The organism is Streptomyces bambusae, from assembly GCF_019400985.1.
Classification (GTDB): domain Bacteria; phylum Actinomycetota; class Actinomycetes; order Streptomycetales; family Streptomycetaceae; genus Streptomyces; species Streptomyces bambusae_A.
Genome location: NZ_WTFF01000015.1, coordinates 1 through 22,876 on the forward strand (window position 1 = coordinate 1; position 22,876 = coordinate 22,876).

A 22,876-nucleotide genomic window follows, 5' to 3' on the forward strand; every position below is an offset into this window, starting at 1 on the left:
CCCAAAGAAGCCGCCACATGCCCCACCACACCCCCCCCTCCCCCCCATCCTGCACCGCCCCCACCCCGGTCTCCTTGATCCCCTGGCCGCTCCCCCTGGCCACCCCCCGGCCCACCGGCCCCCCCCGGCGGCCCGGCCGGGTGCCCGCGGCGCCGGGCGGAGTCGTCCCCGGCCGTCTCGGGGGGCCCCCCCCCCAGGTGGGCGGGCCCGCCGCCGGACTCACCGTCGTCACCGCCGAGTTGATCCAGCACTACGGCTGGCGCACCACCTGCGCCATCACGGTGCTGGCCGGCTTCTGTCAGCTCGGCCTCGCCCTGCTGCGCACGGCCCGGTCCGCACTGATGGTGAGCCCCGCCGTGGTGCACGGCATGCTCGGCGGCATCGGCGTGACGATCGCCCTCGCCCAGCTGCACATCGTGCTCGGCGGCACCCCGCAGAGCTCCGCCGTGGCCAACGTCCTCGGACTGCCCCAGCAGTTGGCCGACCTCCACCCCGCAGCCCTCGCCGTCAGCGCCCTCGTCCTCGGGGTGCTGCTCGCCTGGCCGCGGCTGCCCGGGCGGGCCGGAGCCGCCCTGCGCAAGGTCCCGGCCGCGCTGGCCGCCGTGGCCTCGGCCACCGCCTTCGCGGCGGCGGCCGGGCTCTCCCTGCCCCGGGTGGACCTGCCGTCCTGGCGCAGCCACGCACTGCCCGAACTGCCCCAGGGCCCGCTCCTGGGGATCGTGGCCGCGGTGCTGACCATCACCCTGGTGGGCAGCGTCGAGTCGCTGCTCTCGGCGGTGGCCACCGACAAGCTGATCGCCTCCGGCCGGGACACGGTCGACCGTCCGCCGCGGGCCGACCTCGACAAGGAGCTTCGCGGGCAGGGCGGGGCCAACATCGTCTCCGGCGCGCTCGGCGGCCTGCCCGTCACGGGCGTGGCGGTCCGCAGCGTGGCGAACGTCAAGTCCGGCGCGGTCAGCCGGACCTCGTCGGTCCTGCACGGCTGCTGGGTGGTGCTCGCGGCCGCGGTGCTCGTACCCGTCCTGGACCTGATCCCGCTGGCGGCCCTCGCCGCGCTGGTGATGGCCGTGGGCGTGCAGATGGTCAGCATCACGCACATGCGCACCGTCACCCGGCACCGGGAGATCCTCGTCTACGCCGCGACGCTCACGGGCGTGGTCTTCGGCGGGGTGCTGGAGGGCGTCGCCATCGGCATCGCCGTGGCGGTGGCCGTCGCGCTGTACCGGCTGACCCGGACCCGGATCACGCTGGAGGCGGCCGACGGCGTCCACCGGGTGCGGGCGCGCGGGCAGTTGACGTTCCTCGCGGTACCCCGGCTCAGCCGGGTCCTGGCCCTGGTGCCGCACCGGGGCCACGCGGTGATCGAGCTGGACGGCTCGTTCATGGACCACGCCGCGTACGAGACCCTCCACGACTGGCAGGACTCCCACCGGGCGCACGGCGGCTCGGTGGAAGTCACCGGCCGCACCCCGGCCGCGACCGCCGAGCCGGACTCGACCGCCGACCCCGCCACGACCGCCGATCCGGCCGGACCGGCCGGGGACGCCTTGCGCGCGCAGGACGCCCGGCTCGCCGAGACCCGGCAGGCCTGGCGGGACGGGTGGGACGGATGGGATGGGTGGGATGGGCAGCATCGGCGGGCTGCGTGGGACGGGCGGGATGCACGAAGCGTGCGGGACGGGCGGGACAGGGAGGCCGGACGGGACAGGCGGGACTTGTGGGACGCGCAGGACGCGCAGCACGGACAGCACGCACAGCACACGCAGGACGCACAGGACGCGCCTTCCGGGCAGGGGAAGCAGCCCGCGCCGCGGGTTCAGCACGGACGCGGCGGCCAGCGCGGCCACCAGTGCTGCCGGCCATGGACCCCCTGGGCCAACCACTGCGACCACCGCTCCCTCGCGGCGACGGCCGCCCCGCGCCGCGGCGCCGGTCAGCTGGCCAGCGGGATCACCGCATTCCAGCGCGACACGGCCCCGCACGTCCGGGACGAGCTGGCCCGGCTGGCGCGCGAGGGCCAGAGCCCGGCGCAGCTGTTCCTGACCTGTGCGGACTCCCGGCTGGTCACCAGCATGATCACCGCCAGCGGCCCCGGGGACCTGTTCACCGTGCGCAACGTGGGGAACCTCGTCCCGCTGCCGGGCGCGGAGTCCGGGGACGACTCGGTCGCCGCGGCCATCGAGTACGCCGTGGACGTGCTGGAGGTGGACAGCATCACGGTGTGCGGCCACTCGGGCTGCGGGGCGATGCAGGCTCTGCTGAACACCTCCGGCGACCCCACCGAGCCCGGGGACCCCGGAAAGTCCCACGAGCCGACGACCCCCCTGCGCCGCTGGCTGCAGCACGGCCGGCCGAGCCTGGAGCGGATGGCCAGCCGCCACCACCCCTGGGCGCGGATCGCGGGCCGGCTCCCGGCCGACGCGGTGGAGCAGTTGTGCCTGACCAACGTGGTGCAGCAGCTGGAGCACCTGCGGGCGCACGACTCGGTGGCCCGCCGGCTCTCCGAGGGCACCCTGGAGCTGCACGGCATGTACTTCCACGTCGGCGAGGCCCAGGCGTACCTGCTGACCGGAGGGGAGGACCACTTCGACCCCCGCGTCTTCGACACCGTGCGGCCGCCGGTCCGGGTCTCCCTGTGAGGCCCGGGCCCTCCCTCCCGGTGGCACCCGTGACACCCCGCCGACCAGGGACTTCCGGCGAGGATCCCGATGGGACGCCCGGTGGGGCTCCCGGTGGGACGCCCGGTGAACCGACACGCCGTCGAAACCGTGGATACGTACGGCCCCTTCCCGCACCCTGCAGTGGGGAGGGACCGCCCCGGCCGATCCTCTATAGGTCTACACCAATTTCGGGACAAGGCCTTGCCACCTGGCCGGTCTGCTGATGAGCTATGCCCGGGGACACAACGGACACCCTGGGAAAGGGAGATGTCGGTGAGCAACGAAAGCCTGGCGAACCTGCTCAAGGAGGAGCGGCGGTTCGCACCGCCCGCCGATCTGGCCGCCGCCGCGAACGTCACGGCACGCGCCTACGAGGAGGCGGACGCCGACAGGCTGGGCTTCTGGGCCGCGCAGGCCCGGCGGCTGACCTGGGCCACCGAGCCGACCGAGACGCTCGACTGGTCCAACCCGCCCTTCGCGAAGTGGTTCGCGGACGGCAAGCTGAACGTCGCCTACAACTGCGTCGACCGCCACGTCGAGGCCGGCCTCGGCGACCGCGTCGCGATCCACTTCGAGGGCGAGCCCGGCGACGGCCGCGCAATCACGTACGCCGAGCTGAAGGACGAGGTCTCCAAGGCCGCCAACGCCCTGGCCGAGCTGGGCGTCCAGGCCGGCGACCGGGTCGCCGTCTACCTGCCGATGATCCCCGAGGCCGTCGTCGCGATGCTCGCGTGCGCCCGGGTCGGCGCCGCCCACTCCGTGGTCTTCGGCGGTTTCTCCGCCGACGCCGTCGCCTCCCGCATCCAGGACGCCGACGCCAAGCTGGTCATCACCGCCGACGGCGGCTACCGCCGCGGCAAGCCCTCCGCGCTCAAGCCGGCCATCGACGAGGCCGTCGCCAAGTGCCCGCAGGTCAAGAACGTGCTGGTGGTGCAGCGCACCGGCCAGGAGACCCCCTTCACCGCCGGCCGCGACGTCTGGTGGCACGAGCTGGTCGGCCGCCAGTCGAAGGAGCACACGCCGGAGGCCTTCGAGGCGGAGCACCCGCTCTTCATCCTCTACACCTCGGGCACGACGGGTAAGCCCAAGGGCATCCTGCACACCTCGGGCGGATACCTCACGCAGGCCGCGTACACCCACCACGCGGTGTTCGACCTCAAGCCCGAGAGCGACGTCTTCTGGTGCACCGCCGACATCGGCTGGGTCACCGGGCACTCGTACATCGTCTACGGCCCGCTCGCCAACGGCGCCACGCAGGTCATGTACGAGGGCACCCCGGACACCCCGCACCAGGGCCGGTTCTGGGAGGTCGTGCAGAAGTACGGCGTCACGATCCTCTACACGGCGCCCACCGCCATCCGTACGTTCATGAAGTGGGGCGACGACATCCCCGCCAAGTTCGACCTGTCGTCGCTGCGCGTGCTGGGCTCGGTCGGCGAGCCGATCAACCCCGAGGCCTGGGTCTGGTACCGCAAGCACATCGGCGGCGACCGCTGCCCGATCGTGGACACCTGGTGGCAGACCGAGACCGGCGCCATGATGATCTCGCCGCTGCCCGGCGTCACGGAGACCAAGCCCGGCTCCGCCCAGCGCCCGCTGCCCGGCATCTGCGCCACCGTCGTCGACGACGAGGCGCAGGAGGTCCCGAACGGCGGAGGCGGCTACCTGGTCCTGACCGAGCCGTGGCCGTCGATGCTGCGCACCATCTGGGGCGACGACCAGCGCTTCATCGACACCTACTGGTCGCGCTTCGACAGCAAGTACTTCGCCGGCGACGGCGCCAAGAAGGACGAGGACGGCGACATCTGGCTGCTGGGCCGGGTGGACGACGTGATGCTGGTGTCCGGCCACAACATCTCGACCACCGAGGTCGAGTCGGCACTGGTCTCGCACCCGTCGGTCGCCGAGGCGGCCGTCGTCGGCGCCGCGGACGAGACCACCGGCCAGGCGATCGTGGCGTTCGTGATCCTGCGCGGGACCGCCTCCGAGCACGACGGCCTGGTCGCGGAGCTGCGCAACCACGTCGGCGCCACCCTCGGCCCTATCGCCAAGCCCAAGCGGATCCTGCCGGTCGCGGAGCTGCCCAAGACCCGCTCCGGCAAGATCATGCGCCGGCTGCTGCGCGACGTGGCCGAGAACCGCGAGCTGGGCGACGTCACCACGCTGACCGACTCCTCGGTCATGGACCTGATCCAGACCAAGCTGCCGACGGCGACCGGCGAGGACTGACCGGCCCCACGCGGAGGGCTGACCGTCCCCACGGGGGACCGACCCGTCCCCACAGGGGACCGACCCGTCTCCACGGTGGGACCGGGACCGACCCGTCTCCACGGGAGGGGGCATCCGGCGCGACCGCGCCGGATGCCCCTTTCGCGTTTATGGTGAAGATCGCCGGATATGCCCTCGCGCGCTCCCTGTAAAGTAGTGAAAGCGTAAAAATATGCACGGGTGCGCCGGGAAGTCTGGTCGGCACGAGCTTCGCCATGCCGTCCAACCCACCCCGGAGGTCCCCCGCCGTGGCCACGCCCCGCTCCCGCCGCAAGCTGCTCGGCCGGCTCTCGCTCCCCGAGCGCCGCTTCGTGGCCGACGCCCTGCGCACCGAGACGGTCGGCGGCATCCTCCTCCTCGTGGCCGCCGTAGCCGCCCTCATCTGGGTGAACACTCCCCCGCTGACCGCCAGCTACGTCGCCGTCCGCGACTTCCACATCGGCCCCGCCGCCCTCGGCCTGAACCTTTCGCTCCAGCACTGGGCTTCCGAGGGCCTGCTCGCGGTCTTCTTCTTCGTCGCCGGCATCGAGCTCAAGCGCGAGCTGGTCGCCGGCGACCTGCGCGACCCCAAGGCGGCGGCCCTCCCCGTCATCGCCGCCGTCTGCGGCATGGCCATGCCCGCCCTCGTCTACACCCTGGTCAACACCGTCGGCGACGGATCCCTGGCCGGCTGGGCGGTCCCCACCGCCACCGACATCGCCTTCGCGCTCGCCGTCCTCGCGGTCATCGGCACCTCGCTGCCGTCCGCCCTGCGCGCGTTCCTGCTGACCCTGGCCGTCGTGGACGACCTGTTCGCGATCATCATCATCGCCGTCTTCTTCACCGAGGAGATCAGCTTCCCGCAGCTCGGCGGCGCCTTCGTCGGCCTGGTGCTGTTCTGGTTCCTGCTCCGCAAGGGCGTGCGCGGCTGGTACGTCTACGTCCCGCTCGCCGTGGTCGTCTGGGCCCTGATGTACAACAGCGGCGTCCACGCGACCATCGCCGGCGTCGCCATGGGCCTGATGCTGCGCTGCCACCGCGAGGAGGGCGAGGAGCAGTCGCCCGGCGAACACATCGAGCACCTGGTCCGGCCCCTGTCGGCCGGCCTCGCCGTACCGCTGTTCGCGCTGTTCTCCGCGGGCGTCTCCCTCTCCGACGAGGCGATCGCGCAGGTCTTCAGCCGCCCCGAGACCCTCGGCGTGGTCCTCGGTCTGGTGGTCGGCAAGGCGGTCGGCATCTTCGGCGGCACCTGGCTGGCCGCCCGCTTCACCCAGGCCGAACTCAGCGAGGACCTCGCCTGGCCCGACGTCTTCGCCGTCGCCTCGCTCGCCGGCATCGGCTTCACCGTCTCCCTGCTGATCGGTGAACTCGCCTTCACCGAGGACCCGGTGCTCACCGAGGAGATCAAGGCCGCGGTCCTGATCGGCTCGCTCGTCGCCGCGGTCCTGGCCTGCGTCCTGCTCAAGCTCCGGGACCGCAAGTACCGCGCGCTGACCGCCGAGGAGGAGCGCGACGAGGACGCCGACGGCATCCCGGACATCTACGAGGAGCAGAACCCGGAGTACCACCTGCGGATGGCGAGGATCTACGAGGAGAAGGCCGCCGAGCACCGGCGCAAGGCCGAAGCAGCGGCCGGGTCCCGCGACGGGAGCGACCGTCCGGCATGATCTGAGTGACGACAGGACACTGACGGCCAAGACGACCAAGACGACCAAAGGGAGAGAGCGATGAGCGCAGTGGACCAAGGGGCGCAGGGAGCCGAGCGCACACTCGGCCAGCTGGTCGCCTCGGCCACCGCCGAGATGTCCGCCCTGGTGCACGACGAGATCGCCCTCGCCAAGGCGGAGCTCCGCCAGGACGTCAAGCGCGTGGGCATCGGCGGCACCGCGTTCGCCGTCGCCGGCGTACTAGCACTGTTCTCGCTGCCGGTGCTGAGCTTCGCGGCGGCGTACGGCATCCACAACCTCGGGCTCGGCCTCGCCTGGTCGTTCCTGATCGTGGGCTCGGCGTTCCTGCTGCTGGCGGGCCTGCTCGCGATGCTCGCCGTCGCCAAGTTCAAGAAGGTCAAGCCGCCGGAGATGACCATCGCCTCCGTCAAGCAGACCGCTGCGGTGGTCAGCACCGTCAAGCCGCACCCGCGGCCGTTGAGTGACAAGGCGGTGGGTGTGGCACGCTCGTCCTCATGACAGCGACCGCGCCGGATGCCGGCACACCTCCCACCGCCACCTCGGCGGTACGGCTCGACCTCCCGGGCGGGCGTGAGGTGACGCACCGGGACGTGGCCGCCAACGGCGCCCGCTTCCACGTCGCCGAGCTCGGCGACGGCCCGCTGGTCCTGCTGCTCCACGGGTTCCCCCAGTTCTGGTGGACCTGGCGGCACCAGCTGGTCGCGCTCGCCGACGCCGGCTACCGGGCCGTCGCGATGGACCTGCGCGGGGTCGGCGGCAGCGACCGCACCCCGCGCGGCTACGACCCGGCCAACCTGGCCCTCGACGTCACCGGGGTCATCCGCTCCCTCGGCGAGCCGGACGCCGCCCTCGTCGGGCACGACCTGGGCGGCTACCTGGCCTGGACGGCGGCCGTGATGCGGCCCAAGCTCGTCCGCCGCCTGGCGGTCTGCTCCATGCCGCATCCGCGCCGCTGGCGCGCCGCCATGCTGTCGGACTTCGCCCAGACCCGGGCGGGTTCGCACATCTGGGGCTTCCAGCGGCCCTGGATCCCCGAGCGGCGGCTGGTCGCCGACGACGGCGCGCTGGTGGGCGAGCTGATCCGGGAGTGGTCGGGGCCGCGTATGCAGGAGGACCTCGACAACCCCGCGGCCGCCGGCGAGGACGCGCTGTCCGTCTACCGGCGGGCCATGTGCATCCCCTCCACCGCGCACTGCTCGATCGAGCCGTACCGGTGGCTGATGCGGTCGATGGCCCGGCCGGACGGCGTGCAGTTCAACCGCCGGATGAAGCGGCCGGTCCGCGTCCCGACACTGCACCTGCACGGCTCGCTCGACCCGGTGATGCGCACGCGCAGCGCCGCCGGATCGGGCGAGTACGTCGAAGCCCCCTACCGCTGGCGGCTCTTCGACGGCCTCGGGCACTTCCCGCACGAGGAGGACCCGGTCGCGTTCTCCACCGAGCTCCTCAACTGGCTCGGCGACCCCGAGCCCGACCGCTAGGCCTGTCCGGCCCTGATCCGCCGGACAGGCCCTGGGCCCGGTCCGACAGCACGATCGCCGGACGCGGAGGCCTCGTTGTCGGGGTCTTCGCGTCGGCCATCCGTCCGGACGTCGAACGCTCACATGCCCGGCGCATAGGCCAATTGGCCGTCCCCCAGGCGGTTACCGACCTTGGGCACCGGGCAGACGTCGAAGTATGGGCTGGACGCACGACTACGGTGACTCCACACGCGAAGGCCGCTCGGCCGCCACGCCGGCCGGCACCCACGAGAGGGCGGGCCGGCGAGGCCACGACCCCCGACTCGGGATCCCCCGCATCCTGCGCCGCCGGGCCCGCTGGGTCTCGGCCCGCCTGCGTCATCCACGTACGTAGCGGCGTACGTCGGCCGCCGGCGCCCCGTGTCAGGCGGCCAGCCGCCGCAGGTCAGGCAGCCTGCCGCCGCAGGTCAAAGGGCGCCGCAGGTCAGAGGGCGCAGCCGTCCGTGCCGACCCGCACCTGCGCCGTCCGGCCGATCCGGATGTCGTCTCGGACCTCGTCGACCGTCAGCGCGTAGCCGGTGTTCGGGTCGTCCAGGGACTTGGCGAAGACGACCCCGGACACCTTGCCGTCGGGCGTGAGCAGCGGGCCGCCGGAGTTGCCCTGGCGGACCGTCGCGTACAGCGAGTACACGTCGCGGCGCACGGTGCCTCGGTGGTAGATGTCCGGGCCGTTGGCGTCGATACGGCTGCGCACGCGTGCCGCGCGGACGTCGTACGAGCCGTTCTCCGGGAAGCCGGCCACGATGGCGTCGTTGCCGCCGGTCTCGTCCCTCTCGGTGAACTCCAGCGCGGGCGCCTTCAGCTTGGGCACGTCCAGGACCGCGATGTCGCGCTCCCAGTCGTAGAGGACGACCTTGCCGTCGTAGAGCCTGCCCTCGCCGCCGACCTGCACGGTGGGCTCGCTGACCCCGCCCACCACGTGGGCGTTGGTCATCACCTTGCCGGGCGCGAAGACGAAGCCGGTGCCCTCCAGCACCTTGCTGCAACTGGGTGCCGTGCCGACCACCTTGACGATGGACTGCTTGGCGCGCTCGGCGACCGGGCTGGCGGCGAGCGCCGGGTCGGGCGCCTTGACCTGGTTGATGCGCTCGTCGGAGAAGGGGGTGAAGACCTGCGGGAAGCCGTTCTGCGCGAGGGCGGAACTGAAGTCCGAGAACCACGTGTTGGCCTCCTCGGGCAGGACGCGCGACACGCCGAGCAGCACCTTGGAGTTCCGGACCTCCTTGCCCAGGGTGGGAAGTGACGTGCCGGCCAGTGCCGAACCGATCAGCCAGGCCACCAGCAGCATGGCCATGACGTGGACCAGGGCGCCGCCGGTCGCGTCGAGCGCGCGCGCCGGCGACCACGTGATCTGGCGGCGCAGCCGGCTGCCCAGGTGGGTGGTGAAGGCCTGGCCGACGGAGGCGCAGATGATCACGACGACCACGGCGATGACCACGACCGTGGTGGACACCTGGGCGTTCTCGTCGGTCACCCAGCCCCACACCAGCGGGAGCAGGAACACGGCGAAGAGGCCGCCGCCGAGGAAGCCGATCACCGACAGGATGCCGACGACGAACCCCTGGCGGTAGCCGACGATCGCGAACCATACGGCGGCGATCAGCAACAGGTAGTCCAGCACGTTCACGTGGGCCACCGTCTCACGAGCGCCAGTCGAGCGGGACCTGCCGTGATCTGTCCCACGGCAGCTCCCACCCGGCGAAGTGGATCAGCCGGTCGATCACCCCGGCGGTAAAACCCCAGACCAGGGCGGAAGCGACCATGAACGCCGGCCCCTGGTGGCCGCTGGGATGCACGGCCATGGCGCGGTGGGCGGGATCCGTGAGGTCCGCCACCGGAACCGTGAAGACGCGGGCCGTCTCGGCGGGGTCCACGGCGCCGACCGGGCTGGGCTCGCGCCACCAGCCGAGCACCGGGGTCACGACGAACTCGCTCACCGGGATGTAGAGCCGGGGCAGCACCCCGAAGAGCTGCACGCCTGCCGGGTCCAGCCCGGTCTCCTCCTCGGCCTCGCGCAGCGCCGCGCGCAGCGGGCCGGTGGTCTGCGGATCACCGTCCTCCGGGTCCAGTGCGCCGCCGGGGAAGGACGGCTGCCCTGCGTGCGAGCGCAGCGAGCCCGCCCGCTCCATCAGCAGCAGCTCGGGCCCGCGCTCCCCCTCGCCGAAGAGGATCAGCACGGCCGACTGCCGCCCGCGGCCGTCCGCGGGCGGCAGGAACCGGCTGAGCTGGGGCGGCCGGACGGTCCGGGCGGCCTCGACGACGGGGTCCAGCCACGCGGGCAGGCCGTGCGTGGTGACGGCCGGCCCGTCCCCGGTGGTGCTTTCGTCCCGCGTTCCCCGCGTTCCCCGCGTCATGGGCGCCCTGCCTCCGTGCGTGCCGTGCTTGCCGTGCTTGCCAGTCGTGCTTGCCGTCGTGCTTGCCTGTCGTCGTCTGGTACGTCCCGTACCGGCCCCAACGCGCGCCGGGTACCCGTTCGTTCCTGGGCGCGCCGTACCCGGTCGCGCCCGGGCGCGCCGCGCCGGTCGTACCTAGTCCGCGTCCTCGCCGCCCTTGCGGTCCGCGGCGGCCTTGCCGGCCTTGCCGTTCGCGCCGTTCCTGGCGTCCTTGCCGTTCGCGCCGAGCGGCGGCGCCGGGCGGCCCGGGTAGTCCGGCGGCGGGTTCAGCCGCTGGCCCGGCTGGCCGCCCATTTCGTACTTCAGCAGCTTGCGCGCCTTCTCCGGGTCCGTCTCGCCCTCCCCGTACGCCGGGCAGAGCGGGGCGATGCCGCAGGCACCGCAGGCCGGCCGCTGGGCGTGGCAGACCCGGCGGCCGTGGAAGACCACCCGGTGCGACAGCATCGTCCACTCGCTCTTGGGGAAGATCGCGCAGATCTCCGCCTCGACCTTCTCCGGGTCGGTCTGCTCGGTCCACTTCCAGCGGCGCACCAGCCGGCCGAAGTGCGTGTCGACCGTGATGCCGGGGACACCGAAGGCGTTGCCGAGGACCACATTGGCCGTCTTGCGGCCCACACCGGGCAGCGTGACGAGATCCTCCAGTCGCCCCGGTACTTCGCCCCCGAACCGGTCCCGCAGGGCCGCAGAGAGCCCCAGCAGTGATTTCGCCTTCATCCGGAAGAACCCGGTCGGCCGGATCAGCTCCTCCAGATCCTCCGGTGCGGCCGCGGCCATGTCCTCGGGGGTGGGGTACTTCGCGAAGAGGGCCGGGGTGGTCTGGTTCACCCGCAGGTCGGTGGTCTGTGCCGACAGCACCGTCGCGACCAGCAGCTCGAAGGGATTGCGGAAGTCCAGCTCGGGGTGCGCGTACGAATAGATCTCGGCCAGCTCACGGTTGATCCGCCGAGCGCGGCGGACCATGGCCAGCCGCGACTCGGGCTTCGCGGCGGGTTTCGCGGCGGGTTTCGCGGCGGACTTCTTGACCGAAGCTTTGCCCTTTGGTCGGGCCGTGGACGGTTCGGGTGCCCGTGTGGCACCCTGTTCGCCCACAGCTGAATTCCGGGCCCCGGTCACTCCCGTGGACCCCTTGGCCTGTGCTCTCACCGGCTTATTGGACACCCGGCCAGCCTACGGCGGCCGACTGACACCCGCCCGGACCTCCGGTAACACCACCCAGCACACCCGTACGTCCGGCATCCTTGTGACTGATCGCACTGTTTGATGCGTCCGGCAAAATGGGGAACAGGCTCCCCTGAACCGGTCGACATAGGAGAGAGACTCGTGGACGACGTTCTGCGGCGCGCCCCGCTCTTCGCGGCGCTCGATGACGAGCAGGCCGCGGAGCTCCGCGCCTCCATGGGCGAGGTGACCCTCGCACGCGGTGACGCCCTGTTCCACGAGGGCGACCCCGGTGACCGGCTGTACGTCGTCACCGAGGGCAAGGTGAAGCTGCACCGCACCTCCCCCGACGGCCGCGAGAACATGCTGGCCGTCCTCGGTCCCGGCGAGCTCATCGGCGAGCTGTCGCTCTTCGACCCGGGCCCGCGCACCGCGACCGCGACCGCGCTGACCGAGGTCAAGCTGCTCGGCCTGGGCCACGGCGACCTCCAGCCGTGGCTGAACGCCCGCCCCGAGGTGGCCACCGCGCTGCTGCGCGCCGTCGCGCGCCGCCTGCGCAAGACCAACGACCAGATGTCCGACCTGGTCTTCTCCGACGTGCCGGGCCGCGTCGCCCGCGCCCTCCTGGACCTGTCGCGCCGCTTCGGCGTGCAGTCCGAGGAAGGCATCCACGTCGTCCACGACCTCACCCAGGAGGAGCTGGCGCAGCTCGTCGGCGCCTCCCGCGAGACGGTCAACAAGGCCCTCGCCGACTTCGCCGGCCGCGGCTGGCTGCGGCTGGAGGCGCGCGCGGTGATCCTGCTGGACGTCGAGCGCCTGGCGAAGCGCAGCCGCTGACCCCGCGCGGGAGCACTGTGCACCGCGCGCCCGCGCACCGAGGTGCCACGGCGCCGAGGGTGCCCCGGCACCCCTGGGCGCCCAGGGCGCCGAGGTGCCCCTGAACGGCCGCTGAAGGGCCCCACCCACCGGGTGGGGCCCTTCGTGCATCCCCTCCCGGCTCGCGCGCCACAAGAGGCACAGTGGTCCCATGGGGACACAGGCTGCGCACCGAGGGCTGGACGCGAGCGGCTGGCTGGAGCGGGAGGGCTCGCTGGGGCTGGTGCAGCCCGCCTTCGCGGAGCTGGTCGCCACCGCGCGCGGCCGGACCGCCGAGGCGTACGGGCGCCGGCTGCACAGCGCCTACCTGTACGGTTCCGTGCCCCGCGGCACGGCCCGCCCCGGCCGCTCCGACCTCGACCTGCTGCTCGCCCTGCACGCCGAGCCCGCGCAGGAGGACCGGCAGACGGCCGACGCGCTGGCCCGCGGGCTGGACGAGGACTTCGGTGTGGTCGACGGCGTGGGCGTGCTGCTGTACGGCAAGGACCGCCTGCTGAGCGAGCAGGAACGTTACGACCTGGGCTGGTTCCTGGCCTGCCTGTGCACGCCGCTGCTCGGCGCCGACCTCGCCGAGCACCTGCCGCGCTACCGCCCCGACAGCCTGCTCGCCCGGGAGACCAACGGCGACCTGGCCGACGTACTCCCCCGGTGGCGCGAGCGGGCGGCCGATGCGGCCGGGGACCCCGAGGCGGTACGGCGGCTGCGCCGGGCCTGCGCGCGCAAGCTCGTACGGACGGCCTTCACGCTGGTCATGCCGCGGTGGGGCGGCTGGACCAGCGACCTGGCCGAGTCGGCGGAGATCTTCGGGCACTGCTACCCGCAGCGGGCCGCGGAGCTGCGCGCCGCCGCCGACGACGCGCTGGCCCCGGGCACCGACCCGGCGGCCCTGTACGCGTACACGGAGGACCTGGGCCCCTGGCTGGCCGCGGAGTACACGCGCGTCCACGGCCGGAAGACGCGTCCGGTGGGCGCGTAGAGGCGCGCCTGGGCGGGTCTGGGCGCGCCTGGGCCCTCTGGGCGTGTCTGGGCGGGTGGCCGGGCCGGCCGGGCGGGGCCCGTCATGGTCCGGTCAGGCCGGGCCGGCCGGCGGGGCGCGTCAGGTCAGGTCGGGCCGGGCCGCGTCCCGTCGCGCCACATCCCGTCCCGTCAGAACGGCTCCGCGCCCGGGATCAGGCCGTGCTCGCGCAAGTACTCCAGCTGGGCGCGGACCGACCATTCCGCCGCCGGCCACAGGGAGCGGTCCACGTCCGCGTAGACGTGGGCGACGACCTGCTCCGGGGTGGTGAAACCGTTCTCCACAGCCGTCTCGACCTGCGCGAGCCGGTGCGCGCGGTGGGCCAGGTAGAACTCGACCGCTCCCTGTGCGTCGTCCAGGACCGGACCGTGCCCGGGCAGGACCGTGTGGACGCCGTCGTCGACCGTCAGCGAGCGCAGCCGGCGCAGGGAGTCCAGGTAGTCGCCCAGCCGCCCGTCCGGGTGGGCCACCACGGTCGTGCCGCGCCCCAGGATCGTGTCGCCGGTCAGCACCGCCCGGTCGGCGGGCAGGTGGAAGCAGAGGGAGTCCGCCGTGTGGCCCGGCGTCGGCACGACCCGCAGCTCCAGGCCGCCGACCCGGACCGCCTTCCCGGCGGCCAGGCCCTCGTCGCCGAGCCGCATCGCCGGGTCCAGGGCGCGCACCTTGGTGCCGGTGAGCTCCGCGAACCGCCCGGCGCCCGCCGCGTGGTCCGGATGCCCGTGGGTCAGCAGGGTCAGCGCGATCCGCTTGCCGGCCTGCTCGGCGGCCGCGACGACCGCCCGCAGGTGGCCCTCGTCCAGCGGGCCCGGGTCGACGACGACCGCGAGCTCGGAGTCCGGTTCGCCGACCAGCCAGGTGTTGGTGCCGTCCAGGGTCATGGCGGACGGGTTGGGGGCCAGCACGTTCACGGCGCGGGCGGTGGCCGGCCCGGAGGTGACGACCCCTCGGGGCTGGCCGGGCAGGGCGGCCGCGTCGGTCATACGGCGTCGCCCCCCACGTCGCCCGCGGTGCCGGCCGCCACGTCGCCCGCGGTGCCGGTCGCCGCGTCGCCCACGGTGCCGGCCGCCGGCCGCACCCGCTTGGTGAACTCGTCGTGGCCCGGCCAGCTCAGCACCAGCTCGCCGTCCTCCAGCGTGGCCTGCGCCAGCACCGGCTCCAGGTCCTGTCCCGGGGCGGCCCCGAGGGCCTCGGCGGCGGTGCCGTACGGCTCCAGCGAGCGCAGTGTGGAGATGGTCGGCGGCATCATCAGCAGCTCGCCCTTGTCGTAGCCGTCGGCGGCGTCCGCCAGGCGGATCCACACCGTCCGGTCGGCCTCCGTGGAGGCGTTGCGCGTGCGCTGCCCCTCGGGGAGCGCGGCCACGAAGAACCAGGTGTCGTAGCGGCGCGGCTCGAACTCGGGGGTGATCCAGCGCGCCCACGCGCCGAGCAGGTCGGACCGCAGTACCAGCCCGCGCCGCTCCAGGAACTGGGCGAAGGACAGCTCCCGGCCGACCAGCGCCTGCCGGTCGGCCTCCCAGTCGTCGCCGGTGAGGTCGGAAACGACCGTGCCGGAGCCGTCGGCGGGCCCGGCGAGCAGCACGCCGGCCTCCTCGTACGTCTCGCGCACCGCGCCGCACACGATGGCCTGGGCGGTCGCGGTGTCCGTACCGAGCCGGTCGGCCCAGTCCTCCAGGGACGGCCCGGCCCAGCCGATGCGGTGGTCCTCGTCGCGGGGATCGACCCCGCCGCCCGGGTACGCGTACGCACCCCCGGCGAAGGCCATGGAGGCGCGGCGGCGCAGCATGTGCACCGCGGGCCCGTCGGCGGTATCGCGCAGGAGCATCACGGTGGCCGCCCGCCTGGGCGCGACCGGGGTGAGCGAGCCGTCCGCGAGCGCGCGGATCCGGTCGGGCCACTCCGGCGGGTACCACTGGCCGCCCGCGGGTGCGCGGTGGCCGGGTCCGGCCTGGTGGCCCTGCGGCCCGTCCTGCTCGTGTGACTGCGTCTGCCCGTTCGCCATGGGGCGGATGCTACGACCATCCGTCCCGATGTTCGAGAGCACGCCGCCGGAGGCCGGCGCAGACCCTTCCGGGGCAGGACCCTTCCGGCGCCGACCCGCGCATACGCCCGTACGCCGCCTTCGCCCGTACCTCCCGTACGCGAGTACGGGAGGTACGGGAGGTACGGGAGGAGGCGCGAGGTGCACGAGGTGCGCGAGGTGCGTCGCGAGGTGCGTCGCGAGGTGACCTCAGGCCTCGGTGAGACCGCGAGGTGTCTCTCAGGCCTCGGTGAGCTCGACCTGGATCTCGACCTCGACCGGCGCGTCCAGCGGCAGGACCGCGACGCCGACCGCGCTGCGCGCGTGGACGCCCTTGTCGCCGAGGACCGCGCCGAGCAGCTCGCTCGCGCCGTTGAGGACACCCGGCTGGCCGGTGAAGTCGGGCGCGGAGGCCACGAAGCCGACCACCTTGACCACGCGGGCGATCCGGTCGAGGTCGCCGGCCACGGACTTCACGGCGGCCAGGGCGTTCAGCGCACAGGTCGCGGCGAGCTCCTTGGCCTGCTCCGGCGTCACCTCCGCGCCGACCTTGCCGGTGACCGGCAGCTTGCCCTGCACCATCGGCAGCTGGCCCGCGGTGTAGACGTACAGGCCCGTGCGCACGGCCGGCTGGTACGCGGCCAGCGGCGGGACGACCTCGGGCAGGGTCAGGCCGAGCTCGGCCAGCTTCGCCTCGACCGCGCCGCTCACTCCTTGTCCCCCTTCTTCTCGCGCTTCATGTAGGCCACGAGCTGCTCGGGGTTGTTCGGGCCGGGCACGACCTGGACGAGCTCATAGCCCTCGTCGCCCCAGGTGTCCAGGATCTGCTTGGTGGCGTGGACGAGCAGCGGGACCGTCACGTATTCGAACTTCTTGCTCATGGGGGCGAGCGTAGTGCCTGCCGCGGGGGAGGCTCGTGCGCGCCCCGGAGGCCGAGTGGTTAGGCTCGTTGGCTGTGAGCAGGCTCCAGGTGGTCAGCGGCAAGGGCGGAACCGGGAAGACCACGGTCGCCGCGGCACTCGCGCTGGCCCTCGCGCGCGAGGGTCGGCGGACGCTTCTGGTGGAGGTCGAGGGCAGGCAGGGCATCGCGCAGCTCTTCGGTACGGAGGCGCTCCCCTACGAGGAGCGCAAGATCGCCGTCGCTCCGGGCGGCGGCGAGGTCTTCGCCCTCGCGATCGACGCGGAACGGGCGTTGCTGGACTACCTCCAGATGTTCTACAAGCTCGGTTCGGCCGGCCGGGCGCTCAAGAAGCTCGGCGCCATCGACTTCGCGACGACCATCGCGCCCGGGCTGCGGGACGTCCTGCTGACCGGCAAGGCGTGCGAGGCGGTGCGGCGCAAGGACAAGGCCGGCCGGTTCGTGTACGACCACGTGGTGATGGACGCGCCGCCGACCGGGCGGATCACCCGGTTCCTGAACGTGAACGACGAGGTGGCGGGGCTGGCCCGGTTCGGGCCGATCCACAACCAGGCGCAGGCCGTCATGAGCGTCCTGAAGTCCCCGCAGACCGCCGTCCACCTGGTGACGCTGCTGGAGGAGATGCCGGTCCAGGAGACCGCCGACGGCATCGAGGAACTGGTGGCGGCCGGGCTTCCGGTGGGCCGGGTCGTGGTGAACATGGTCCGCCCGCACCACCTGGACGAGGAGGCGCTGCGGGCCGCGGCCGGCGAGCGGCGCGCCGAGGTGGCCCGGGCGCTGTCCCGCGCGGGCCTGGGCGGGGCGCGCCGCGGCGGGCTGGCGGAGCGGCTGGTGGAGCCGCTGCTGACGCAGGCCGCCGAGCACGCCGGCCGGGTGGAGCTGGAGCGCGAGCAGCGCGGCGTACTGGAGGGCCTCGGGCTGCCGACGTACGAACTGCCGCTGCTCGGGGCGGGCATGGACCTGGCGGGGCTGTACGAACTGGCGACGGAGCTGCGGAAGCAGGGCGACGAGGAATGACGGCGGGAACGGCGGAAACGGCGGAAACGGCGGGAGCGACCGGAAGGGCGGCCGGAGGCGTGGTCGGAGGGATGGTCGGAAGGGTGGCCGGAGGGATGACCAGGTGACCGCCGGAGTGTCGGCCGGGATGACGGTGTCGGCCGGGATGACCGAGAGCACGGCCGCCCCCGCCATGGACACCCCGCCGAGGCTGGCGGTGGACGCGCTGCTGGACGATCCGGGGACCCGGATCATCGTGTGCTGCGGGGCGGGCGGGGTCGGCAAGACGACCACGGCGGCGGCCCTGGGCGTACGGGCGGCCGAGCGGGGGCGCAAGGTGGTCGTGCTGACCATCGACCCGGCGCGGCGGCTGGCCCAGTCGCTGGGCATCGACTCCCTGGACAACACCCCCCGCCAGGTGGCGGGCGTGGCGGGCGGCGGGGAACTGCACGCCATGATGCTCGACATGAAGCGGACCTTCGACGAGATCGTCGAGGCGCACGCGGACGCCGAGCGGGCCCGGGCGATCCTGGACAACCCCTTCTACCAGTCGCTGTCCGCCGGGTTCGCGGGTACGCAGGAGTACATGGCGATGGAGAAGCTCGGGCAGCTGCGCGCCCGGGACGACTGGGACCTGATCGTCGTGGACACCCCGCCGAGCCGGTCGGCGCTGGACTTCCTGGACGCGCCGACGCGGCTGGGGTCCTTCCTGGACGGGAAGTTCATCCGGGTGCTGATGGCTCCGGCGAAGGTGGGCGGCCGGGCGGGGATGAAGTTCCTGAACGTCGGCATGTCGATGATGACGGGCACGCTCAGCAAGCTGATGGGGGCCTCACTGCTGAAGGACGTGCAGACGTTCGTGGCCGCGATGGACACCATGTTCGGCGGCTTCCGCACGCGCGCGGACGCGACGTACCGGCTGCTCCAGGCCCCGGGTACGGCCTTCCTGGTGGTCGCGGCGCCCGAGGCGGACGCGCTGCGCGAGGCGGCGTACTTCGTGGAGCGGCTCGCGGCGGACCGGATGCCGCTCGCCGGGCTGGTGCTCAACCGGGTGCACGGCAGCGGCGCCGACCAGCTGTCCGCGGAGCGGGCGCTCGCCGCCGCAGAGAATCTTGAAGAGGGCGGCATTGTCGATCAGGAGTCCGGGAAAGCTGGACTTCGTGACTCCGACGCGGCCACTCCCCCGCTCGCGGAGGAGCCCACACGCGCAGACGAAAACGCGACCGTGACTGCGACCGCGACCGTGACCGTGACCGAGCCCGACGAGGGCGCGACCGACGAGGGCGTGACCGACGGCATCACGGCCGACGAGATCACCGCCGGCCTGCTGCGCCTGCACGCCGAGCGCATGCAGGTGATCGCGCGCGAACAGCGCAACCGCGATCGCTTCACCTCACTGCACCCCGAGGTGGCGGTGGCCGAGGTGGCGGCCCTGCCCGGCGATGTGCACGACCTCGCCGGGCTGCGGGCCATCGGGGTCCGGCTCGCCACGGGGTGACGTACGTCGGACGTGTGCGTGCGCCCTCGGGACGTGTGCGTGCGTCCTCGGGACGTGTGCGTGCGTCCTCGGGACGTCCTGCTACGTCCGCCCGTCCATCCGCCTGCTACGTCCGCCCGTCCGTCCGCTGCTACGTCCGCGTGTTCGTCCGCCGCCGCCCTTACCCGGCGGCCGCGTACGTCTCGTACGGAACGTCAACTTCCGCGTCGACGTCCACGGTGAGGATGCCCGTACTGCGCTCGTACTCCGTGCGGGCGGTTTCGAGCAGCCGTCGCCACGAGGTGACGGTGGGGCGCCTGCGCAGCAGTGCGCGTCGCTCCCGCTCGGTCATTCCGCCCCATACTCCGAACTCGACGCGGTTGTCGAGCGCGTCGGCCAGGCATTCTGTCCGCACCGGACATCCGGTGCACACCGCCTTGGCCCTGTTCTGTGCCGCTCCTTGAACGAACAGTTCATCCGGATCGGTAGTGCGGCAGGCTGCCTGCGCACTCCAGTCGGTTACCCAGCCCATCCCGGCGCCGTCCTCTCCCGAATCGAGGCTCCCCCACGGCGGTAGCGGCATATTCACCGCTGCCAGTTGAGGACGTTACGGAAGGGAGGCAGAGTGCAACACCCCCGACGGGCCCAATCTTGAATGGTCCGAACGGACTATGGGTAAGCGGCAGATCACCCGACGGAGTGATCCGGCGACATGCCCGACCATTCCGGCAATTCGGGTGGAATCGCCGCTAGGCCGACAGCGGGGGCGACGAGATTCGGACATGAGTCCACCCCATTCGGGAAGGGTGAAAATCAAGCCGAGGGGTTGATGTCGCACCTCACTGCTGTGACAGTTGGCAGCAGCTTAGGCCAAGGCATATACGTGTGTCCGGCGAATGAGAACGTAGGCTGCCCTCCATGGGAAAGAAGCGCTCGGGCGGAGGGCTCTCGGCGAGCCAGCAGGCCGCCAAGTTCCTCGGGGTGTCCGTCCTCTCCGGGGTCGTCCTCGCCGGCATCGCCATCCCCGCTGCGGGCGCCTTCGGCCTGGCAGCCAAGGGAACCGTCGAGGGATTCGACGAGATCCCGGCCAATCTCAAGACCCCGCCGCTGAGCCAGCGCACCACGATCCTGGACGCCGAGGGTGGCTTGATCGCCACCGTCTATTCGCGGGACCGGCAGGTGGTCCCGCTGACCGCCATCTCTCCCTACATGCAGAAGGCGATCGTCGCGATCGAGGACTCGCGCTTCTACGAGCACGGCGCCGTCGACCTCAAGGGCATCCTGCGCGCGGTCAACCGCAACGCGCAGGAGGGCAGCGCCGCGCAGGGCGCCTCCACCCTCACCCAGCAGTACGTCAAGAACGTCTTCGTCGAGGAGGCGGGCGACGACGAGAGCAAGGTGCGCGAGGCGCAGGAGAAGAGCCTGGGGCGCAAGATCCGCGAGCTGAAGTACTCGATCCAGGTCGAGGAGGAACTCGGGAAGAAGAAGATCCTCGAGAACTACCTCAACATCACCTACTTCGGCCAGCAGGCGTACGGCATCGAGTCCGCCTCCATGCGCTACTTCAGCAAGCCCGCCAAGGACCTGAGCCTGGAGGAGGCCGCGCTGCTGGCCGGCGTCGTGCAGTCGCCGAGCCGGTACGACCCGGTCAACGACTCCGCCGAGGCCATGAAGCGGCGCAACACCGTGCTCCAGCGGATGGCCGACGTCCGGGACATCTCGCAGGCCGAGGCCGACGAGGCGAAGAAGCGGCCGATCCAGCTCAAGGTCACCCGCCCCAAGAACGGCTGCATCACCGCCGTGAAGGGCGCCGGCTTCTTCTGCGACTACGTGCGCGCCACGTTCCTGTCCGACCCGGTCTTCGGCAAGACCCGCGAGGAGCGGGCCAAGCTGTGGAACCAGGGCGGACTGACGATCCGTACCACCCTGGACCCGCAGGCCCAGGACTCGGTCAACGAGTCGATCAAGGACCACGTCGACCAGGAGGACAAGGTCGCCACCGCCGTGACCCTCGTCCAGCCGGGCACCGGCAAGGTCCTGGGCATGGGCCAGTCCAAGCCGTACGGCTTCGGCAAGAACGAGACCCAGATCAACTACTCGGTCGACAAGCGGATGGGCGGCTCGAACTACGGCTTCCCGACCGGCTCGACCTTCAAGCCGTTCGTGGCGGCCGCCGCGATCGAGCGGGGCATCCCGCCGACGAAGGCGTACCTGTCGCCGTACGAGATGGACTACCCGAGCCCGGTGCAGACCTGCAACGGCACCTGGGTCAACAGCAGCAGGGAACGCGTCGAGAACGAGAAGGCCTCCGAGGTCGGCCCGTACGCCATGAAGGACGCCATGGCGATGTCGGTCAACACCTACTTCGTGGAGATGATCTCCGAGGTCGGCCTGTGCCCGCTGACCCAGCTCACCACCAAGCTCGGCGTCATCCCGGCCGACGGCACCAAGCTCAAGGAGGTGCCCTCCATCGCGCTGGGCAGCGAGGGCATGTCGCCGCTGACCATGGCCAACGCGTACGCGACGTTCGCCAACCGGGGCACGTACTGCACGCCGGTCGCCATCGAGTCGATCACCGACGCGCACGGCAAGGCGATGCAGGTGCCGAAGTCGAAGTGCGAGCGGGTGCTGTCGGAGAAGACCGCCGACACCATCAACACGCTGCTGCTCGGCGTGATCGACTCCGGTACGGGTGCCCAGGCGGGGCTCACCGACCGGCAGAGCGCGGGCAAGACGGGTACGACGGACGAGCGCTACAACGCCTGGTTCGTCGGCTACACGCCGAACATCTCGGGCGCGACCTGGGTCGGCTCGGGCGGCACCCGGCAGGTGTCGATGGAGAACATCACGATCGGCGGCCAGTACTACGCCGAGGTCTGCGGCGGCTGCCTGCCCGGCCCGATCTGGAAGCAGGCGGTCACCGGGGCCCTGGCCGGCGAAGAGGTGCTGCCCTTCCAGACCGTCTTCATCCCGGACGGCGGCGCCCCCGTGGGCGGCAGCCGCCCCGGCCAGTCCCCGACCCGGCCCAACCGCCCGGGCAAGCCGAACAAGCCGGGCGACAACAAGCCCGGCGGCGTGACCGGCGGCACCCTGACCGGTGGCGGCGGCACGACCACGGGCGGCGGGACCACGACCCCGTTCCCGGGGATCACCCTCGGCCCGGGCGGCGTGATCGGCGGCCCGAGGGACGGCAACACCGACGGGGGCGGCCGGCCGTAGCGAGGCGGCGGTCGCTGAGCCGTAACGGACACGCGGACACAGCGAGGCCCCCTGTCGGGATTCTTCCCGGCAGGGGGCCTCGGCGTGCGGCTGCCGCTACAGCTGCTACGACACGAGCTGCTCGCTGACGACAGGAGCGGCTCGCTTACGGCAGGTGCTGCTCGCGGCTTGTTCGCGAGCAGGAGCTGCTGGACGACGAAGGTGGCGGCTGCGCTACGACAGGTGCTGCTTGACGACGGCGGCGACGCGGCCGCCCTCCGCCAGCCCGGCCACCTTCGGGTTCACGATCTTCATGACGGCGCCCATCGCGCGCGGCCCCTCGGCCCCGGCCGCCTTCGCCTCCTCGACGGCCTGCGCCACGATCGCGGCGAGCTCCTCGTCGCTGAGCTGCTTGGGCAGGTAGACGGCGAGGATCTCGCCCTCCGCGTTCTCCCGCTCCGCCTGCTCGGGACGGCCGCCCTGGGCGAACGCGTCGGCGGCCTCGCGGCGCTTCTTCGCCTCCTTGGCGATCACCTTGAGGACTTCCTCGTCGGTGAGCTCGCGCGCAACCTTGCCCGCGACCTCCTCCTTGGTGATGGCGGAGAGGGTCAGCCGGAGGGTGGACGAGCGCAGCTCGTCGCGCGCCTTGATGGCGGTGGTGAGGTCTTCCTGGAGCTTGGCCTTGAGCGTGGTCATGCCTTGAGTCTGCCAG

Annotated in this window: 19 protein-coding genes; 10 read left to right on the top strand and 9 right to left on the bottom strand. The window is 72.4% G+C overall.

The features are described from left to right. Positions 1-17 precede the first annotated feature (17 nt). The 5 genes from GPJ59_RS04465 (at position 18) to GPJ59_RS04485 (ending at position 8,076) form a co-directional block, all read left to right on the top strand. The gene (locus GPJ59_RS04465; RefSeq protein ID WP_219665045.1) at positions 18-2,639 is read left to right on the top strand and encodes a bifunctional SulP family inorganic anion transporter/carbonic anhydrase; all 2,622 of its coding nucleotides are present in this window, start codon (positions 18-20) and stop codon (positions 2,637-2,639) included. A gap of 294 nt (positions 2,640-2,933) precedes the next feature. Then, a complete protein-coding gene (gene acs, locus GPJ59_RS04470; protein WP_219665047.1) occupies positions 2,934-4,889 on the top strand; it encodes an acetate--CoA ligase in 1,956 nt (651 codons plus the stop codon). A gap of 254 nt (positions 4,890-5,143) precedes the next feature. Continuing rightward, a complete protein-coding gene (gene nhaA / locus GPJ59_RS04475) occupies positions 5,144-6,574 on the top strand; it encodes a Na+/H+ antiporter NhaA (RefSeq protein WP_219665048.1) in 1,431 nt (476 codons plus the stop codon). 60 nt (positions 6,575-6,634) lie between these two features. After that, entirely contained in the window at positions 6,635-7,093 is a 459-nt protein-coding gene (locus tag GPJ59_RS04480; protein WP_219665049.1) for a phage holin family protein, read from the top strand. Further along, positions 7,090-8,076 carry an alpha/beta fold hydrolase gene (locus GPJ59_RS04485; protein WP_219665051.1) on the top strand — a complete coding sequence of 329 codons (987 nt, stop codon included), beginning with the start codon at positions 7,090-7,092 and terminating at the stop codon, positions 8,074-8,076. The genes GPJ59_RS04480 and GPJ59_RS04485 overlap by 4 nt, the downstream gene beginning before the upstream one ends. 463 nt (positions 8,077-8,539) lie before the next feature. On the opposite strand, the gene GPJ59_RS04490 is transcribed toward GPJ59_RS04485, so the two are convergent. From GPJ59_RS04490 to nth, 3 genes are all read right to left on the bottom strand, one after another. Beyond that, on the bottom strand, positions 8,540-9,742 hold the full coding sequence (locus GPJ59_RS04490) for a MarP family serine protease (protein ID WP_219665052.1): 1,203 nt from the start codon (positions 9,740-9,742) through the stop codon (positions 8,540-8,542). A 13-nt stretch (positions 9,743-9,755) separates the two neighbouring features. Then, entirely contained in the window at positions 9,756-10,469 is a 714-nt protein-coding gene (locus tag GPJ59_RS04495) for an NUDIX hydrolase (RefSeq protein ID WP_219665053.1), read from the bottom strand. A 174-nt stretch (positions 10,470-10,643) separates the two neighbouring features. Continuing rightward, positions 10,644-11,597, bottom strand: coding sequence for an endonuclease III (gene nth / locus GPJ59_RS04500; protein WP_374200782.1), 954 nt, complete (start codon positions 11,595-11,597; stop codon positions 10,644-10,646). Between the two features lie 231 nt (positions 11,598-11,828). Between nth and GPJ59_RS04505 the strand changes: the two genes are divergently transcribed. Both GPJ59_RS04505 and GPJ59_RS04510 read left to right on the top strand, forming a co-directional pair. Then, positions 11,829-12,503 (top strand): Crp/Fnr family transcriptional regulator, encoded by a 675-nt coding sequence (locus GPJ59_RS04505; protein WP_003981529.1) that lies wholly within the window; start codon positions 11,829-11,831, stop codon positions 12,501-12,503. A 190-nt stretch (positions 12,504-12,693) separates the two neighbouring features. Further along, entirely contained in the window at positions 12,694-13,518 is an 825-nt protein-coding gene (locus GPJ59_RS04510) for a nucleotidyltransferase domain-containing protein (RefSeq protein ID WP_219665054.1), read from the top strand. Positions 13,519-13,688: 170 nt separating this feature from the next. Here GPJ59_RS04510 and GPJ59_RS04515 read toward each other — a convergent pair whose 3' ends face one another. The 4 genes from GPJ59_RS04515 to GPJ59_RS04530 all read right to left on the bottom strand — a co-directional run bounded on the left by GPJ59_RS04515 (position 13,689) and on the right by GPJ59_RS04530 (position 16,455). Next, positions 13,689-14,537: an MBL fold metallo-hydrolase gene (locus GPJ59_RS04515; RefSeq protein ID WP_219665055.1), complete on the bottom strand. Its 849-nt coding sequence runs from the start codon at positions 14,535-14,537 to the stop codon at positions 13,689-13,691. After that, positions 14,534-15,556: an NUDIX hydrolase gene (locus tag GPJ59_RS04520; protein ID WP_258023867.1), complete on the bottom strand. Its 1,023-nt coding sequence runs from the start codon at positions 15,554-15,556 to the stop codon at positions 14,534-14,536. The genes GPJ59_RS04515 and GPJ59_RS04520 overlap by 4 nt, the downstream gene beginning before the upstream one ends. Positions 15,557-15,814: 258 nt before the next feature. Next, a complete protein-coding gene (locus GPJ59_RS04525) occupies positions 15,815-16,285 on the bottom strand; it encodes a RidA family protein (RefSeq protein ID WP_219665056.1) in 471 nt (156 codons plus the stop codon). After that, positions 16,282-16,455 carry a hypothetical protein gene (locus GPJ59_RS04530; protein ID WP_219665057.1) on the bottom strand — a complete coding sequence of 58 codons (174 nt, stop codon included), beginning with the start codon at positions 16,453-16,455 and terminating at the stop codon, positions 16,282-16,284. The genes GPJ59_RS04525 and GPJ59_RS04530 overlap by 4 nt, the downstream gene beginning before the upstream one ends. A gap of 74 nt (positions 16,456-16,529) precedes the next feature. Here GPJ59_RS04530 and GPJ59_RS04535 point away from each other — a divergent pair, with 74 nt between their 5' ends. Both GPJ59_RS04535 and GPJ59_RS04540 read left to right on the top strand, forming a co-directional pair. Further along, the gene (locus GPJ59_RS04535) at positions 16,530-17,510 is read left to right on the top strand and encodes an ArsA family ATPase (protein ID WP_219665058.1); all 981 of its coding nucleotides are present in this window, start codon (positions 16,530-16,532) and stop codon (positions 17,508-17,510) included. 145 nt (positions 17,511-17,655) lie between these two features. Further along, complete coding sequence (locus GPJ59_RS04540) at positions 17,656-18,987, top strand: ArsA family ATPase (RefSeq protein WP_219665078.1); 1,332 nt, start codon at positions 17,656-17,658, stop codon at positions 18,985-18,987. 160 nt (positions 18,988-19,147) lie between these two features. On the opposite strand, the gene GPJ59_RS04545 is transcribed toward GPJ59_RS04540, so the two are convergent. After that, the gene (locus GPJ59_RS04545; RefSeq protein ID WP_214934658.1) at positions 19,148-19,498 is read right to left on the bottom strand and encodes a WhiB family transcriptional regulator; all 351 of its coding nucleotides are present in this window, start codon (positions 19,496-19,498) and stop codon (positions 19,148-19,150) included. 386 nt (positions 19,499-19,884) lie between these two features. Between GPJ59_RS04545 and GPJ59_RS04550 the strand changes: the two genes are divergently transcribed. Further along, positions 19,885-22,185, top strand: coding sequence for a transglycosylase domain-containing protein (locus tag GPJ59_RS04550; protein ID WP_219665059.1), 2,301 nt, complete (start codon positions 19,885-19,887; stop codon positions 22,183-22,185). A gap of 213 nt (positions 22,186-22,398) precedes the next feature. Here the strand turns inward: GPJ59_RS04550 and GPJ59_RS04555 are convergent, their stop codons facing one another. Further along, entirely contained in the window at positions 22,399-22,860 is a 462-nt protein-coding gene (locus GPJ59_RS04555) for a GatB/YqeY domain-containing protein (RefSeq protein WP_219665060.1), read from the bottom strand. Between the last annotated feature and the right edge of the window lie 16 nt (positions 22,861-22,876).